The sequence below is a fragment of the Marinitoga sp. 1154 genome (genome assembly GCF_013363285.1).
Lineage (GTDB): Bacteria > Thermotogota > Thermotogae > Petrotogales > Petrotogaceae > Marinitoga.
In genome coordinates this window covers 125,793-142,602 of record NZ_LBFB01000002.1, presented here as the reverse complement: position 1 = coordinate 142,602, position 16,810 = coordinate 125,793, and the positions used below count along the sequence as shown (strand labels likewise).

17 protein-coding genes are annotated in these 16,810 nt (G+C 27.8%); 5 read left to right on the top strand and 12 right to left on the bottom strand.

Annotated elements, in window-relative coordinates:
• The first annotated feature begins 36 nt into the window (after positions 1–36).
• On the top strand, positions 37–1,290 hold the full coding sequence (locus XO12_RS01820; RefSeq protein WP_175419594.1) for a glycerate kinase: 1,254 nt from the start codon (positions 37–39) through the stop codon (positions 1,288–1,290).
• 26 nt (positions 1,291–1,316) lie between these two features.
• Here the strand turns inward: XO12_RS01820 and glgB are convergent, their stop codons facing one another.
• The 5 genes from glgB to trpS form a co-directional block, all read right to left on the bottom strand.
• Positions 1,317–3,515, bottom strand: coding sequence for a 1,4-alpha-glucan branching protein GlgB (gene glgB, locus XO12_RS01815; protein WP_175419577.1), 2,199 nt, complete (start codon positions 3,513–3,515; stop codon positions 1,317–1,319).
• 269 nt (positions 3,516–3,784) lie between these two features.
• A complete protein-coding gene (locus tag XO12_RS01810) occupies positions 3,785–4,534 on the bottom strand; it encodes a pseudouridine synthase (RefSeq protein ID WP_047265239.1) in 750 nt (249 codons plus the stop codon).
• Positions 4,497–5,027 carry an SMC-Scp complex subunit ScpB gene (locus tag XO12_RS01805; RefSeq protein ID WP_047265240.1) on the bottom strand — a complete coding sequence of 177 codons (531 nt, stop codon included), beginning with the start codon at positions 5,025–5,027 and terminating at the stop codon, positions 4,497–4,499. The genes XO12_RS01810 and XO12_RS01805 overlap by 38 nt, the downstream gene beginning before the upstream one ends.
• Positions 5,017–5,694, bottom strand: coding sequence for a ScpA family protein (locus XO12_RS01800; RefSeq protein ID WP_047265241.1), 678 nt, complete (start codon positions 5,692–5,694; stop codon positions 5,017–5,019). The genes XO12_RS01805 and XO12_RS01800 overlap by 11 nt, the downstream gene beginning before the upstream one ends.
• A 5-nt stretch (positions 5,695–5,699) precedes the next feature.
• Positions 5,700–6,677, bottom strand: a complete 978-nt coding sequence (gene trpS, locus XO12_RS01795) for a tryptophan--tRNA ligase (protein WP_175419576.1) — start codon at positions 6,675–6,677, stop codon at positions 5,700–5,702.
• A 94-nt stretch (positions 6,678–6,771) separates the two neighbouring features.
• Here trpS and XO12_RS01790 point away from each other — a divergent pair, with 94 nt between their 5' ends.
• Both XO12_RS01790 and XO12_RS01785 read left to right on the top strand, forming a co-directional pair.
• Positions 6,772–7,377: a DUF4897 domain-containing protein gene (locus tag XO12_RS01790; RefSeq protein ID WP_047265243.1), complete on the top strand. Its 606-nt coding sequence runs from the start codon at positions 6,772–6,774 to the stop codon at positions 7,375–7,377.
• Between the two features lie 2 nt (positions 7,378–7,379).
• On the top strand, positions 7,380–8,054 hold the full coding sequence (locus tag XO12_RS01785; protein ID WP_175419575.1) for a hypothetical protein: 675 nt from the start codon (positions 7,380–7,382) through the stop codon (positions 8,052–8,054).
• Positions 8,055–8,174: 120 nt separating this feature from the next.
• On the opposite strand, the gene XO12_RS01780 is transcribed toward XO12_RS01785, so the two are convergent.
• From XO12_RS01780 to XO12_RS01765, 4 genes are all read right to left on the bottom strand, one after another.
• Positions 8,175–9,347 (bottom strand): iron-containing alcohol dehydrogenase, encoded by a 1,173-nt coding sequence (locus XO12_RS01780; RefSeq protein WP_175419574.1) that lies wholly within the window; start codon positions 9,345–9,347, stop codon positions 8,175–8,177.
• A gap of 135 nt (positions 9,348–9,482) precedes the next feature.
• Positions 9,483–10,352, bottom strand: a complete 870-nt coding sequence (locus XO12_RS01775; protein ID WP_047265246.1) for a hypothetical protein — start codon at positions 10,350–10,352, stop codon at positions 9,483–9,485.
• A gap of 50 nt (positions 10,353–10,402) precedes the next feature.
• The gene (locus tag XO12_RS01770; RefSeq protein WP_156166120.1) at positions 10,403–10,504 is read right to left on the bottom strand and encodes a MetS family NSS transporter small subunit; all 102 of its coding nucleotides are present in this window, start codon (positions 10,502–10,504) and stop codon (positions 10,403–10,405) included.
• A 12-nt stretch (positions 10,505–10,516) separates the two neighbouring features.
• Complete coding sequence (locus tag XO12_RS01765) at positions 10,517–12,031, bottom strand: sodium-dependent transporter (protein WP_047265247.1); 1,515 nt, start codon at positions 12,029–12,031, stop codon at positions 10,517–10,519.
• A 280-nt stretch (positions 12,032–12,311) separates the two neighbouring features.
• Here XO12_RS01765 and XO12_RS01760 point away from each other — a divergent pair, with 280 nt between their 5' ends.
• Entirely contained in the window at positions 12,312–12,581 is a 270-nt protein-coding gene (locus XO12_RS01760) for a LysO family transporter (RefSeq protein ID WP_047265248.1), read from the top strand.
• Positions 12,578–13,150: a lysine exporter LysO family protein gene (locus XO12_RS01755; protein ID WP_047265249.1), complete on the top strand. Its 573-nt coding sequence runs from the start codon at positions 12,578–12,580 to the stop codon at positions 13,148–13,150. Before XO12_RS01760 ends, XO12_RS01755 begins: the two co-directional genes overlap by 4 nt.
• A 10-nt stretch (positions 13,151–13,160) precedes the next feature.
• Here the strand turns inward: XO12_RS01755 and XO12_RS01750 are convergent, their stop codons facing one another.
• The 3 genes from XO12_RS01750 to XO12_RS01740 are packed head-to-tail and all read right to left on the bottom strand — an operon-like array spanning position 13,161 to position 16,805.
• Entirely contained in the window at positions 13,161–14,210 is a 1,050-nt protein-coding gene (locus XO12_RS01750; RefSeq protein WP_047265250.1) for a galactokinase, read from the bottom strand.
• Positions 14,207–15,166, bottom strand: coding sequence for a galactose-1-phosphate uridylyltransferase (gene galT, locus XO12_RS01745; protein WP_047265251.1), 960 nt, complete (start codon positions 15,164–15,166; stop codon positions 14,207–14,209). Before galT ends, XO12_RS01750 begins: the two co-directional genes overlap by 4 nt.
• Positions 15,159–16,805 (bottom strand): glycoside hydrolase family 36 protein, encoded by a 1,647-nt coding sequence (locus tag XO12_RS01740; protein WP_052913139.1) that lies wholly within the window; start codon positions 16,803–16,805, stop codon positions 15,159–15,161. Before XO12_RS01740 ends, galT begins: the two co-directional genes overlap by 8 nt.
• Positions 16,806–16,810 lie beyond the last annotated feature (5 nt).

Genomic DNA, 16,810 nt, shown 5'->3' with positions numbered 1-16,810 from the left:
ACAAAAAATCCAAGTGTAATTTTGAAAGGAGGAGATATTATCGATAATTTATTAGCAAATGATTTAAAGGAAATAATAAATTACTCAGTTGAATCTGTTTTGCCTGAAAATGCTGTGAAAAATAATATAAAAAAGTTAAATATTGGAAATAAAATATTTTTAATCTCGATTGGAAAAGCAGCGTGGAGAATGGCAAAAGCGGCAAAAGAAGAATTGGGAAATAAAATAGAAAAAGGAATAGTTATAACAAAGTATAAGCATAGTATGGGAAATATTGACAATATAGAAATATACGAAGCGGGACATCCTATCCCAGATAATAATTCGATAAAAGCTACAAAAAGAGCTATAGAAATGATAAAAAATTTAGATAATAATTATGAAATATTATTTTTGATATCTGGTGGTGGATCAGCTTTGTTTGAACTTCCTGAAGAAAATATAAATCTTGAGGATATTCAAAAAATGACAGAAAAGTTATTAAAATCTGGAGCAAGTATAGTTGAAATCAATGCAATAAGAAAAAGGATGTCAATGGTAAAGGGAGGGAAATTTGCATCTTTGATATCACCAAAAAAAGTATATGCATTAGTGTTGTCAGATGTATTGGGAAATAAGATTGATAGCATAGCTTCTGGCCCCGCTTATATTGATGAAACAACTACAGAGGATATTTTTAAAATATTAAAAAAATACAATATAGTAGTAAATGATAAAATTAAAAAAGCCCTTATAAAAGAAACGCCGAAGAAAATAGACAATACAGAACATATTATAATTGGTAGTGTAAATGTAGCCTGTAATTCAGCAATAAAAAAAGCAAAAGATATAGGATACAATACTTTATTATTAACAACTACATTAAATTGCGAAGCTAAGGAAGCTGGGAAGCTTTTTGCATCAATAGCTAAAGAAATTATTGATTCAAATGAACCAGTAAAACCACCATGTGCGATTATCGCTGGCGGGGAAACAGTTGTAACTGTAAAAGGGAATGGATTAGGAGGAAGAAATCAAGAATTGTCGTATTCATTTGCTCTGGAAATAGAAGGAAAAAGAAATATTATATTTGCATCAATTGGAACAGATGGAACAGATGGTCCAACTGATGCCGCTGGCGGAATTGTTAACGGAAATACGATAAAGAAAATTAAAGAAAAAGGATTAGATCCTCTAATTTTTCTTGAAAATAATGATACATATAATGGGTTAAATGAAGCTAATTCATTGTTAAAACTTGGTCCAACAGGGACAAATGTAAATGATATAATGATTTTATTAATAAAATAAGCCTTGCTTTTGCAAGGCTTATTTATCTATTTTTTCTCCCATTTGAAATATATTCCAGCTAAAGGAGGTAAGGTTAAATTTATAGAATATTCTCTATTATGAAAAGGGATTTTTTCAGCATAAACTCCACCTTGATTTCCTACATTGCTTCCCCAGTAGATTTCAGAATCTGTATTTAGTATTTCTTTATAAAAACCATCTCTTGGAACACCTATGCGATAATTATATCTTATAACTGGAGTGAAATTGAATATGGCAAGTATCATTTCTTCATGATTTTTTCCTTTTCTTATAAAGGAAATGACACTATTTTCTTTGTCGTTATAATCTATCCATTCGAATCCATCTGGTGAATGGTCTAATTCATATAATGCTAGATTATTTTGATATAAGTTATTTAAATCGGTTACTAATTGAAGTAATTTTTTATGTGAATCAAATTCCAATAAATTCCAATCTAAAGATTTTTTGCAATTCCATTCATTAAATTGTCCGATATCATTTCCCATAAATAATAATTTTTTCCCTGGATGGGCAAACATATAAGAATAAAACAGTCTTAAATTAGCAAATTTTTGCCAGTAATCGCCAGGCATTTTATTTATCATAGAACCTTTTTCATGGACTACCTCGTCATGTGATAATACAAGAATGTAATTTTCTGCATAAGCATATACCATGGAAAAAGTAAGATCATTATGATGGTATTTTCTATATAAAGGGTCCTTACTTATATATCTTAAAGAATCGTTCATCCATCCCATATTCCATTTCATTGAAAAACCAAGACCACTAAAATCAACGGGTTTTGTTACTCCGGGCCATGCTGTGGATTCTTCGGCTATAGTTAAAATTCCCGGGAAATATTGATGTGTAATAGTATTGAAATATTTTATGAATTCTATTGCTTCAAGATTTTCTCTTCCACCGTATCTGTTAGGTACCCATTCGCCATCTTTCCTGCTAAAATCTAAATATAGCATTGAAGCAACAGCATCAACTCTTAAACCATCAATATGAAATTTATCCAGCCAGTATAATGCATTTGAAATTAAAAAGTTTTTTACTTCATTTCTGCCATAATTAAAAATATATGTTCCCCAATCAGGGTGTTCTCCAAGTCTTGGATCCATATGTTCATAAAGTGCTGTTCCATCAAATTTTCCGAGTCCGTGAATATCTTTTGGAAAATGCCCGGGAACCCAATCAAGAATAACTCCTATATTATTTTGATGCATATAATCTATAAAATACATAAAATCTTCAGGTTTTCCATGTCTGCTGGTAGGAGAAAAATATCCAGTTACCTGATATCCCCATGATTCATCTAAAGGGTGTTCTAAAACAGGTAAAATTTCAATATGAGTATAATTATGCTTTTTAACATATTCTGCTAATTCATGTGCTAATTCTCTATAATTTAGAAAATCATCTTCATTTTTCTTTTTCCATGACCCAAGATGTACTTCATATATAGAAATAGGTTGTTCAAACCAATTTGTTTTTCTTCGTCTTTCCAACCAGGCTTTATCTTTCCATTCATGCTTTTTGTGAAAATCATAAACGATAGAAGCATTTTTTGGTCTCATTTCAGTATAAAAAGCATAAGGGTCTGATTTTAAAAGTATATTATTGTCTTTTGTCTTTATTTCAAATTTATATATATCCCCTTCCTGAACTAAAGGGATAAATATTTCCCATACGCCGGATGATCCCAGGACTCTCATCTGATGAACTCTACCATCCCAATTATTGAAATTGCCAACCACACTAACTCTTTTAGCATTTGGGGCCCATATGGCAAAATAAGTACCTTTTGTCCCGTCAATTTTCATAGGATGAGCACCCAGTTTTTCATAAATTTTGTGATTATTTCCTTCATTAAAAAGATATAAATCATAGTCTGAAATAATTGGTAAGAAACTGTATGGATCTCTTGAACGCCATACATTATCATTATTATCCTTATATTCAAATTCATATTTGAAAAAAGTTTTTCTTTTTAAAACCTTTTCAAATAACCCATCAGGATGAATCTTTTCCATTTTGTATCTTCTTTTAGTTTTTGTATTTAGGTTTATTATTTCAATTGATTTAGCAAAAGGATGAAAAGTTCTAATAACCATTTCCTTTTCATTTAATTTGTGTATTCCCAATATTGAAAATGGATCGTGATGTTCAGCATTTACTATTTTTAATATTTCTTCATTTAACATTGTTCCCATGTCATAACCACCCCCGCATTATTTTTGTATAAAAAAAGGAGATTTTTAAACTTTATCGCTTTTATTTAATTATAACACAAAATTTTTATCTGTCAAGAGGAATAAAAAAGGTAGAAGTTTAAATTATTCTCAAATTAAAAATGGTTCTTTCTAAAAATACTTGAAAAATTTTATTGAAACATTTATTATAATTTTGCTTTGATTAAAATAATTTGTTATTAATTGGTTTTATCAAGTGAAATTAGACAGAATATTAAAAAGCAGAAGCATTAGCTTCTGCTTTTTAAGTAATCCTTTAATTTTTTAATATCTTCTGAATTTAATTTTTTTATATCTCCAGGATTTTTAACCTCGCTAATATTCCATGGACCAAATTTAATTCTTTTTAATTTAATTACATTATATCCCAGAGCTTTAAACATTAATCTAATTTGCCTTTTTTTACCTTCATGTATGCTTAAAGTTATTTCTGAATATTTACCTTTTTTTTGAACCTTTTCAATAGTTGCTGGTTGAGTTTTATAGCCACCTTCAATTAAAATTCCATTTTCTAGAATTTTTAAATCCTTTTCTTTTATGTGTTTGTTTATTAAAACTTTATATGTTTTATAAATTTTTCTTTTTGGATGAAGAAGTAAGTTAGCAAGGTCTCCATCATTTGTGAGTAACATTAATCCAGAGGTATTATAATCCAATCTTCCTACATGAAAAACCTTTTCTTTAATTTTATTTTTTATTAAATCGGTTATTGTTTTTCTTCCTCTATCATCCTTCAATGCTGATAAATATCCAACTGGTTTATGAATTAAATAATAAACATAATTTTCCGCTTCTTCAATTTTATCTTTGACATGAATTTTTTTGTTATTTATTTCAATAATATCCTCTTCTACAACTTTGAACCATGGTTCTCGTATTATTTCACCATTTACTTTAACTTTTCCAGATATAATTAAATTTCCAATTTCTCTTCTTGAGCCTTCACCTATTTTTTGAAGAAACGTTTGAAGTTTTATCAATTTTAGCACCTCTTAATTTATTTATAGTTTTTTCCGGTAATAATTCAAAAAACATTTCAGAAAGAGCGTATAAATATCTATTTTTCGCATTTTCTTTTCTTTTTTTTATAATTAATCCCATTTCTAAAAGCTTTTTTATTTGATGATACGATGATTTTCCTCTTGATTTTTCTATTTCTGTAGTTGAAGAAGGTCCATTTAACAATAATATTGCCAATATTTCAAATTGTGATTCAGTAAGAGAAAAAACTCTTGGTTTTGGATTCAATATACTTTTTATTTCATTTTTTATTGTAAATCTATATTTACCCTCAAAATTTTCTAATTCTATACCATGTATTTCGGAATTATAATGTTCCCATATATCAATAAGTATAGAATTAATTTTTTCTTCTGGTTCATTTAATTTTTCAGATATTTCCTTTGAACTAAATCCAGAAGGTTTTGAAAAAAGCATTGCTTCAATTATTGGTATAAGGTGTTTATTTTTCATTTACAGACACCTCTTCTGTATTTTTTATAAATTCATAATTATCCGTTATATAATGTAACCCATTTCTAACCAGCATTAAAGAGGCAAGAAAATATACAATAAATCGTAAGCGTTCATGATTTGCGATTACATATAGTTCCTTTATTGTGAATCTATCTTTGTTTTTTAACTCTTCTACGGCTTCTTCAACAGTAAAACTCTCTTTTAATATTTCCAATTTTTGTTGTATTTGTAGATAATCATACATATATAATTCCAGTTGTTTATGGATTTTATCTTTATCAAAACGTGAAGTTTTGATTTTTACTGATTTTTTCGTTGTATTTTTTCCAAAATCTTTTTGTAAAATTTGCATAGTTTCTTTTATTTTTTCATAATCTTCAATTATATTGTATAAAGTATTTCTTTCTCGTGTGAATTCTTTGTTTTCATCAGAACGTGGAAGTAGTTCTTTTGATTTTAATAATGTAAGATAAGATGCTATTCTCAGAAATTCGCCGATATCATCAAGATTATCATAATTTTTTTCAATATATTCATTGAATATACTGGCTATTTTTGATACAGATAATAATCTTACAGGGATTTTTTTATCTTTAATCAGTTGAACAAGCGTTTCAAAAGGACCTGAAAATATATCTAATTCAATGTTTAAATCGGAAAACATTTAAATCACCACCTGAGATTCATAGCCTCCCGCACTTCGGCAAGCGTTTTTTGGGCAATATTTGAAGCTTTTTTATTTCCTTCATGTATAACGTTTAAAACATCTTTATCTGATATTTTACTATATTTTTCCCATATAGGTTTTAATCTTTCTTCCATATTTTTTAGTAGTAATTTTTTACATTGAACACAACCAATATCGGCGGTTTTACAACCATTTGCTACCCAATTTAATTCTTGATTTTTATGCGTAAAAGCTTTATGATAATCCCATACTGGACATTTTTCTGGATCTCCAGGATCAGTTCTTCTCATTCTCGCTGGATCTGTCATCATTGGCATAATTTTCTTTTTTAAACTTTCTGAATTTTCATCTATCATTATAATATTCCCATAACTTTTTGACATTTTCCTTCCATCTGTTCCAGGAAGTTTAGGAATCCTTGTAACAAGTGGTTTTGGTTCCGGGAATATTTCTTTGTATAGATTATTAAATCGTCTTGCAATTTCACGGCTTAATTCAATGTGATATACCTGGTCTTCGCCTACAGGAACACCAGTTGCTTTATAAATCAGAATGTCTGCAGTTTGTAATACAGGATAAGTTAAAAATCCTGCAGTTGAAAGATCTCTGTTTTCTAAATTTTCTTTTAAATCTTTGTATGTAGGAATCCTTTCCAATCTGCTTACAGAAACTAACATATTAAATAATAAATATAGTTCAGCATGTTCTTTAATAGCAGATTGAACAAAAATAACAGACTTTTCTGGATCTATACCTGCAGCTAAATATCCTCTAACTATATCAAGTGTTGATTGATATATAATGTTACTCTCTTCTTTATGAGTAGTTAAAGCGTGCCAGTCAGCAACGAAAAAGAATGTTTCATTACCGTCATCCTGCAATTTTTTCCAATCTTCTAAAACTAACACATGTCCAAGATGCAATTTTCCAGTTGCACGCATACCACTTAATATTCTCATACAACTCCTCCTTTTTCATGAATACTCCTTTAATTTTACCACATTTTGTGGTATTATATAATAAGAAAATATAAAAATTCAAGGAGGAATTTAAATGGCGGAAGGACAACAAAAGAGGAACTCATCTAATTTTATTATTTTTGCTTTAATATTTATAGTTGGTATAGGTATTTTTAATTATTTTATGGCTAAAAATGCAAGGATAGATTTTGATATAATTAACAATGATAATTATTATTATATTCAGGATAATGGAAATGTTATTATGTTATCAAAAGTAACGGTTCAGGCTAAAGATGAAAAATCATATAATAAGTTATTAGAAAGTTATAAAAAACCAGATTCTGAAAAAAGAAAGGTATATGAAGATTTCATTTCTAATTTGACCAAAAAAACTGGAAGAATGTTTGAATTAATCAGTGTTCAATCAACAGTATCGGTTAGTGATGGTTATAAAATTAATGTTATAGAAAAATCTGAAATTAAAGGATTTATTCAAAAAAAAGGTAATAATGAATATGAATTTTCTTTAGATGATCAGAAAATAAATTTAAATAGTGCAACATTATATATATATAAACCGGAAAATTGGGATTTTATCAAAGTTATACCAAATCCAACAGAAATTACGGAAAATTACTTATTATGGAAAAATACAGGTGAAATAGAATTTCCTGAAGTGACATTAGAAAGGAAGTAGATATGGTAACATTAATAATTTTTGTTTGGTTAATAATTTTATCAGTCGTTTCTTTGATAAATTTATCGTTAATAATATCGTTATGGAGAAAATTTAATAATTTTTCTATTTCGATTGATTCATCAATTGAGGATCAATCCAATACTTTATTGGCAAGGTTTCAAAAAATAACTTCTTCGAGGTTACGAGCACTTGATAATAAAATAGAAATATTGGATCAGTTGATAAAAGATGCGGATGAAGCTTATATGAAATCATTTTCCATGCTTACGGATCTGGAAAAAAAGAATGATGAATTGATGAGAGTTAAAACTGTAGAAAGAATAAAAAAGGAAAAATCACATTTTTCGAGTTTGGATTCTAAAAAAGTAGAAATGCCAGATATTGAAGATAAAAAAAGAGTCAACAATGAATATTATAATCTTCAAAATACATTTAGAGAATCTTATACAGCACAAACAGATCAAATAGAAGAAAATATTGGAAACCGACAAAATGAAGAAATGTTGATAAAACAATTAGCCAAGAATAAGGAATTGAAAGAAAACTCATTAAAAGATAAAATTATAGAATATTATAATAGGGGAATGAGTATAAATGAAATAGCCAAAATGTTGGATAAAGGTTCTGGAGAGGTAAAATTAATAATAGATTTATACAATAGAAATACGTTGTAATAAAAAGAAATAAAAACAACAGACGTTTTGCGTCAGCACATAGTATTAATTATTTTAATAATAAAGTAAGAAATTATATATAAAGAATATAAAAAGAAATAAAAACAAGTGACGCTTGCGTCACTTGTTTTTAAAGGCTATAGTATAAATTTCTCTAATATCTTTTTCTTCTAATTTTTTTAATTTTCCCATAGGCGCCATTTGAACAGCATTTTTAACAAGTGTTTCAATATCCTCTTCTTTTGCACCTATCTCTTTTAATGATATTGGTTGGCCTATTTTTTTATACCATTCTTTTAATGCTTGAATACCTAAATTAGCATCTATAGCAGCATTTCCTGTGTCAATATTGAATATTTCATTAGCAAACCTATCAAATATTTCTAAGTTGTCATTTTTTACATATTCTAACCATGCAGGGAAAATAATTGCCAATCCTTCTCCATGGGCTATATCAAAAATAGCAGAGACAGAATGTTCAAGTGCATGACTTGCCCAATCACCACCTGATGAACCTGCATTTAAAAGACCATTTAATGCTAAAGTTGCACTCCAGGCAAGATTTGAACGAGCATTATAGTCTTTAGGATTTTCTAATAAAATTTCTGTGTTTTTTATTACAGTTCTAATAATTCCTTCTGCAATTTGATGTTGTATTTCTGTTCCAGGAGTTCCATCAAAATAATATTCCATAACATGACTAATAGCATCAACAGCACCATTAATGGTTTGTTTTTCTGGTAGAGAATATTGGGCTGTTGGATCTATAATGGATACTTTTGGATATAATTCTTTAGAGTGAGTAGACCATTTTTGTTTGGTTTCTTCTTTTGTTATAACTGAATTTCCATTCATTTCAGAACCAGTAGCTGATAATGTTAAAACACTAAATAAAGGCAAAGCTTTTTTTATGATATATTTTTTTGAATATGCATCCCATATATCACCATCATAATAAAAGCCACCAGCTATAGCTTTTGCAGAATCTATTACACTACCACCACCAACTGCAAGTATTCCATCAACATTGTGTTCTTTTGCGAATTTTATACCCTCATATACCTTAGATAATCTTGGATTAGGTTTTACTCCAGAAACTTCAATCCATTCAATATTATATTCTTTTAAAGAATTTATAACCTGATCATAAACACCGTTTCTTTTTATTGAGCCGCTTCCATAATGCAATAAAATTTTATTGAGACCAAATTTTTTAATTTCCTCGCCAATTTTGCTTATAGTATTTTCTCCAAAAATTATTTTTGTAGGATTATAAAAAACAAAATTTTTCATACAATCACCTCCATGTTTTATTCGTATAACTAATTATATTATATCACAAAATTTTATAATTTCTACATTTTTTGTAAGAAATAAAACGTTGGAGTTTGTAGAAATATAGCTGATAGTATTTACCTTTTTGATAGTCTAATCATTTAATATTATTCTAAAATCCCATTTTTTTTCTTCAAAAGGCTGAAAAGTGAGAATTTTTTGGTATTTTTTTGCAATTTCTAGAGAATCATAAAAACCATTAGATGGTTCTAAAGCACAATTAAATTGATTTTTGAAACCACCTTCATTTTTCCATATACCTAAATAGGGAATTTCGGGGAATTCTATAGTATATAATAATTTGTTGTTATTTAGAGTTAAACCAGCAGATGTAACTTTATCTATTAAATAGAATTTTTCAGTATTTTTAGAGCTTTTTGGTAAAAATTTATTTAATCTATAATTATTGTATTCAGGGTAAGAACATATGTTTTCCACGTTACCAAGAAATTTGCTTTTATGTACATTTATAACTTTTTTAACGTTTAATATTATTTCGCTATTTTCATCGATAGCGATTAAACCGTGAAATGTCCAAAATCCTCTAAATATATTATTAGATAAATTTTTTACAGAATAAGCCAAAAAAATTTTATTTTTTTCTAAGTGGATTGTTCGTTTGAAAATATAATTAAATTTGGGGCTTATTACTTCACAATGAATATTATTATTTTTTTTATAACAGTTCCATGGAATAGACCATAATTCTCCATGATCTGGTAAAATTTCGCCGAAATATTCTTCAAATGGATATTTCCCTTTATCTACGTTTGGAAACATTTCATCGATTCCTGAAGTATCATAATTTTCAAAAGGATCTCCGTATTTAGGTAATTTATATTCAGTAGTTCTAAATAAAACTTCAAAACTCTGTGGTTTATAAAAAATAGAAGCAATTTTAGCTCCTAAATCAGGAAATAGTTTCAAACTAATAAAATTGTTTTCTAAACAGATAATCCTCACGATATCATCTCCGAAATTGAATAAAAGCGATGCTTTACGCATCGCTTTTATTATTTTTTATTTGCTTTTGCTGCAATATTTAAAGACCATGCTAAACCACCAAATAATACAACTCCAGCAAAAATCATAAAGAATATAGCGCTTCCAGACATATTTTAGCCCCCTTATTCTTCTTCAATAGTAATTTTCGTCACTTTTTCACTATATTTATCATCTTTTGAAGGTAATTTTGAGAATATAAATGCTATTATTGGTACAATTAGGAAAATAATAAAGCCAACAGTTAGTGCCCATGATTCATAACCACCATATGGATTCTTAATTTCATCTGCTATATTTAACCCTAATATAGCAATTAATACAATAGGGATAATGTATTTTAAAGAAATATCAAACCATTTGCCAATTTTTATTTCAGATACTGAATTTATATATTCTCTCAGATTTTCTGCTCCTAATACCCAACCAATAATGATGGATTCTAAAATACCAACAACCAATAATGCGTATGTACCCATGAAATGATCTATAATATCTAACCAATACAAACCACCCTGAGTTGCAAATAAAAGACCAAAAATAAAGCCCAATATTGAGAATCCAATTAAAAATGATTTTTTATTAACTTTGAATTTATCTCCAGCAGCAGCTTCTATAGCTTCTACTAAAGAGAAGGCAGAATCAATTCCTAATGTTAATAACATTATGAAGAAAGCTAAACCTATAATCGATTGAACTATAACTCCACCGGGAATCAATGATATTGCCTGTGGATAAACAACAAATGCCAACCCAACTCCACCACTAACAACTTTGTCTACAGGTACGCTCATTTGTTGAGCCATATAACCTAAAACAGAGAATACAGCGATACCGGCTAAAAATGATGTAGCAGAATTACCAAGGGCAGTAATAATAGCATTATTTGCAACATCATTCTTTTTATCATTGTAACTTCCGTATGCTATCATAATACCAAATGCAACACTTAATGAGAAGAAAATTTGCCCAAAAGCATTAGCCCAAACTCTTGGATCGCCTAATTTTGAAAAGTTTGGTTCAAATAAGAAATTTAAACCTGTAGCTGCTCCTGGTAATGTAACGCCTCTAATTCCTAAAAGTAATAATAAAATTACTGGTAATGGAACTGTCCACATAACTGTTTTTCCAACAGATTCTGTACCTTTTCTTAATATTAAATATATCCATAACCATGAAATAAGAAGTCCGATAACAATAGGCCATCTCAATCCGCCGAGTTGCCCTGGGCCATCGGTTAATTTTAAGAAATCACCAAAGAAAAACCCCTTTGGATCATCTTTCCACGCAGTTCCTAATGAAAAATATAAATAGTTAAATATCCATGCCATAATTACATTATAATAAAAAGTAATTATAGCTCCAGTAATTACAGCCCACCAACCAATTGCTTCAGCACCTTTAGTTATTTTCCCTAAAGCCTTTGGAGCACTACTTTGAAGACCCTGACCTATTCCAAATTCAGCCATCAAAATTGGAATACCGGCTAAAAATAAAGCAACGAAATATGGAATATAAAAAGCTCCGCCACCATTTGAATAAGCCATATAAGGGAATCTCCATGCATTACCTAATCCAGCAGCTGACCCGATGGCAGCTAAAACAAACGCCCACCTTGAACCCCACTTTTGTCTTGCCACAAAACCACTCCTTCCATATTAAAATAAAAAAAATAATATTGCATTTATATATATTTTATTACTATTTATAGTTTTAAATAACAAAAAGCATGAAAAATATTTCATATATGTTAATCAATTATATAATACCATAATTTGACTGTAAAGTCAATATCTGGCATAAAAAAAGTGTTTTTATAGCAAGAAAAATTAACTTGACATAATATGAATTTTATGATATAATTATTATTGGCAGCCTTGGAATAGGGTTGCCGTTTTTTCTATTCAAGGAGATGATATGATGCTATGGATAATATTAATATCTTTTTTGGTTGGAATGTTTTTAGGGATGAAAGGAAAGTTATCGTTTATAAAAAGATATAAACCAGTTACCTATATTACAGTTCTATTGTTATTTTTTATGGGGTTTGAAATAGGTTCAGATCAAGATTTAATATCAAAATTATCAGAAATAGGATATTTATCATTATATATAGCTTTATTTTCAATTGCTGGAAGTGTGGTTTTAACAACAATATATGAAAAATTTTTTAGGGGGAATAGTAAATGATTTTATTACTTAGTTCTGTTATTATGGGTATTTTAAGTGGATACTTTTTTAAATTTAGTATTCCAGGAAATTTAATAACTGTGTTATTAATGTTGCTTGTTTTTACTGTTGGTGTTGATATTGGATCTGAAGAAAATATTTTATTTAAAATAAAAAAGAGTTTGAAAACTATATTTATTCAATCATTTTTAATAATTGTTGGTAGCCTTTTTTTTGGAGGTTTAGTTTCTTTGTTTACTAATTTAACATTTAAAGAAGCAGCAGGTGCTTCAGCTGGTTTGGGATGGTATTCTTTATCTGGAATAATGATAAGTTCCTTACACTCCCCATTTTTGGGAGCCGTATCTTTTACTGCAAATGTTATAAGAGAAGTGTTAGGGATTATTTTAATTCCGATTTATTCAAAATTTTCACAATTAGGAGCTATTTCTATAGGTGGTGCAACAACTATGGATACGTTACTGGGGGTAGTTTCTAAAAGTACCAATAAAGAAAATACATTAATAGGATTCGGACAAGGAGTAGTTTTATCAGTTGCGATACCTATACTTATCTCTTTAATTTTTTAGAATATATTATTTATTCAATTTTATCAACACCATTTGAACTTTCTACCTTAAAATAATGGAGTTTTATGTTAAATTTTTTTTCATATTGATAGGATAAATCATTAATATAGTATTCGATTTTATTCTTTTTAGAAAGAATCAAAACAGAACCGCCAAACCCACCGCCAACAATTCGAGCTCCGCATATTTTATTTTTTAAATATTCAACGATAAAATCTATTTCTTCACAGGAGACTTCGTATAAATTTTTTAAACTTTCATGGGATTCAAATAAATATTCTCCTATAATTTCAATATTCCCCATTTTTAGAGCATCTACAGTTTTTAATACTCTATTATTTTCGTCAAGAATATGTTTTGCCCTTTTATATAAAATACTATCCAGAAAATATAGATCATCATATGACACATCTTTAAAAGTTTTTTTGTTTAATTTTTCAAGTACCAGATTACATTGCTTTTTTCTAATATTGTATTCTGTGTTTCCTAATTCATGTTTCACCCCGGAATTTATAATATAAAAATTATAATCTTTTAAATTTAAGGGGATATATTCATATTTTTTTGTGAATGTATCTATTAGTAAAGCATTTTTTTCTTTTGAGAGAGCAGAAGCATATTGATCCATAATACCGCAATTTAAACCAATATATTGATTTTCAACTTTCCATGAAATTTTTGCTATCTCTTCTTTTGTTAAATTTAAATTAAATATGTCATTAATGGCATATGCAGAAACAATTTCCAGAGCAGCAGAACTGGAAAGCCCTGCACCAATTGGTAATGTTGAATCAATATAAAATTCCATAGGAGGTATGTCAGAATACTTTTTTTTGATTTCTAGTATAATACCAATAATATAATCTGCCCAGGTATTAGTTTTTCTTAATTCGTTTATGGATATTTCTTGATTTAAATTTTTTGAATGAAATAAAAATTTATCTGATTTTTTTATATCTAAAAAAATATATTTATTTATTGCAAAAGGTAATACATATCCATCATTATAATCAGTATGTTCTCCTATTATATTAATTCTTCCTGGAGCTCTATATTTCATTTTATCTCCACCTTTATATTTTTCAATTGTTCTGCCGCCTTTTCAGGATCAACAGGGTTTATAAAAGCCCATGTTCCACTTTCTACACTGGCAATCCATTTTATTAAATTCGGACCTCTCATTGGAGAGATAAATTCTACATGGAAATGAAAGAAATGTGTACTCTTATTTATATTAAAAGGTTTTTGAAAAAACATCATCATATAAGGAAATGGAGTATCAAATAATTTATTATATTTATTTGTAATAACTTTTAGAACAAGGGCGAATTCTTTCTTTTCTTTGTTTGATAATTCATAAATTGTTTCAATATGTCTTTTTGGATAAATGTGTACTTCATATGGATAACGAGCGTAAAAAGGAACTAAGGCAATAAAATTTTCTGTGTCATATATGATTCTTTCATTTATTTTAATTTCTTCTTTGATAATTTCACATATAGTACAGGTTTTCTTTTCAACATACCATTTTTTCATGGATTGCATTTTTGCTTTTATTCTTGGGGGCAAAAAAGGAAATGCATATAATTGTCCGTGAGGGTGTGGCAAAGTAGCTCCAACTTCTTTCCCTTTGTTTTCAAAAATAAATATATATTTTATAAAGTCATATTTTGAAAGTGTTAAAGTTCTATCAGCCCACATATTTATTAATTTTTCAATTTGCTTTATTGACATTTTGGATAACTCAGAATTATGTTCTTTGGTATATACAATAACTTCACAAAAACCTTGAGATTTCTCTTTAATTAGAACTTTACTTTTATTTTCAATTTCCGGTGCATCTTTTTTTAATGCCGGAAATCTATTTTCAAAACTTACTAAATCATATTCAGCAGGTAACTCTAATGCCCCAGGACAAATTGGGCAGCTATTTTTAGGAAGATTTGGTCTTTTTTGTCTTGAGGAGGATATCATTACCCATTCATCAGTAATGGGATTATATCTTCTTTCAAGCATTATTATCACTCTTTTCGCTGTAATAGTAGAATAATCTTTTATCATTTTTTAATTTTATAGTCTTTTCTAATTCTGGATATTCTATATCTGAAAAAATTTTATATTCAATATTGTTTAAATTTATCTTTATATTTGTTCTTCCATAAAATGGTAAGTAAGATATTATTTCGTATTCATTATTAATATTCATTAATCCTTTAACACTATATGTTCCATTTCTAAACTTTAAAGTTTTGAAATATATATCTTTTTTTAATTCTTTTGATAAATCATCACATTGTATAGTCATATTATTTAAAAAACTTGATACATAAGCATACATTTCAACTATTTTACTATTTAATCCGGAGTTTTTTGTGTTTAATAATAAACAACTTGGATTATTCCACCACCATTTTTCATTTATGAAAAATTTAGAAATTGTATTTTTTAACGAATAAACATAGGGGTATACAAAGTCATAATCATCAATATTACAATGTGGCGATGTTCCTATTTCCATTCCATCTACATAATTAAATGAAGTTAATAAGGGAGCTTTACAGCCTAAAATAAAATTATCTTTTAAACTTTCTTTTATAATTTTCATACCAATATGATAGGCTTCAATAGGAGTAACATTTAAATATCTTTTTCCTGGAGTAGCTCCAGAGAATAAAAAATCAATTTTAAAATATTGTATTCCATTATTTTTTAAATACAAAAATGTTTTCTTGATATATTCTTGTGCATCAGGGTGAGTTGTATCTAAAGCATATATTTTTTTGTTAAAATAAATATAAGCCACTTTTGGTAAATTATTTTCATCTTTTATTAACCATTCTTTGTGTTTTTTGAAAATTTCTGATGTCTCTGATATGCTAAATGGCGCTAACCATAAACCTGTAATATATCCGTAATTATTAATAGTTTTAGATATTTCGGAAATTTTTGGAAATGAATCTTTAGGTATCCAATCTCCAATATCTTTTTGCCATGAATCATCTAATTGAAAAACATCATATTTAAAATCTTTTGATAATTCAAGATTTTTTAAAATATTATTCCATTTAAATTTTTTTAAATATAAATATTTAGAGGACCATACAACAGGCTTCCATTTGGAAAATTTAATATTGTTTTCAGCTTTTACATAATCTGCATAAATTTCCAGAAGTTTTTCTAAAGGCATATTTTCTAAATAAATAAAGGATTCAATATTTGTAAAATCATCAAAAATTTTATCAAAATAATCAAGATATCCGATAATTTCGTTGTTTTTAATAATGAAAAATGGGTGTGCAATTTTTGAAGTCAAAAATCCATATAAAGCATTTTTTTTACCTAAAAAATAATCAGAAACAATACTTTCCTTAATTAATTCTGAAAAGATATGATCACTACATTTTGACTTTTTCATATGAGATGTATAATATTTATCTGTATCAATAACTTTTGAACTTCCCGAACTTTGCCAGTTATTTATAAATAAAAATCTGTCGCCAATATCTCTAAAAATTTCAATTCGACCAGGTTTTCCCTTTATTTTTCCTCTAACAATAAATCCTTCGGGGATTTTTTCTATATAAAATCTAAGTATATAATTGTTATTTTTAATCTCTAAAAAATGATCGATATATTTTATATTAAATATATTCATAAAAC

Coding starts and splice junctions, on each gene's coding strand:
- XO12_RS01750 (WP_047265250.1), bottom strand. CDS start 14,210: ATGAAATATAGAGCTCCAGGAAGAATTAATATAATAGGAGAACATACT.
- glgB (WP_175419577.1), bottom strand. CDS start 3,515: ATGGGAACAATGTTAAATGAAGAAATATTAAAAATAGTAAATGCTGAA.
- XO12_RS01740 (WP_052913139.1), bottom strand. CDS start 16,805: ATGAATATATTTAATATAAAATATATCGATCATTTTTTAGAGATTAAA.
- XO12_RS01760 (WP_047265248.1), top strand. CDS start 12,312: ATGCTATGGATAATATTAATATCTTTTTTGGTTGGAATGTTTTTAGGG.
- XO12_RS01800 (WP_047265241.1), bottom strand. CDS start 5,694: ATGTTTTCCGATTTAAACATTGAATTAGATATATTTTCAGGTCCTTTT.
- XO12_RS01770 (WP_156166120.1), bottom strand. CDS start 10,504: ATGTCTGGAAGCGCTATATTCTTTATGATTTTTGCTGGAGTTGTATTA.
- XO12_RS01790 (WP_047265243.1), top strand. CDS start 6,772: ATGGCGGAAGGACAACAAAAGAGGAACTCATCTAATTTTATTATTTTT.
- XO12_RS01785 (WP_175419575.1), top strand. CDS start 7,380: ATGGTAACATTAATAATTTTTGTTTGGTTAATAATTTTATCAGTCGTT.
- XO12_RS01805 (WP_047265240.1), bottom strand. CDS start 5,027: ATGAAAAATAAACACCTTATACCAATAATTGAAGCAATGCTTTTTTCA.
- trpS (WP_175419576.1), bottom strand. CDS start 6,677: ATGAGAATATTAAGTGGTATGCGTGCAACTGGAAAATTGCATCTTGGA.
- XO12_RS01755 (WP_047265249.1), top strand. CDS start 12,578: ATGATTTTATTACTTAGTTCTGTTATTATGGGTATTTTAAGTGGATAC.
- XO12_RS01780 (WP_175419574.1), bottom strand. CDS start 9,347: ATGAAAAATTTTGTTTTTTATAATCCTACAAAAATAATTTTTGGAGAA.
- galT (WP_047265251.1), bottom strand. CDS start 15,166: ATGCTTGAAAGAAGATATAATCCCATTACTGATGAATGGGTAATGATA.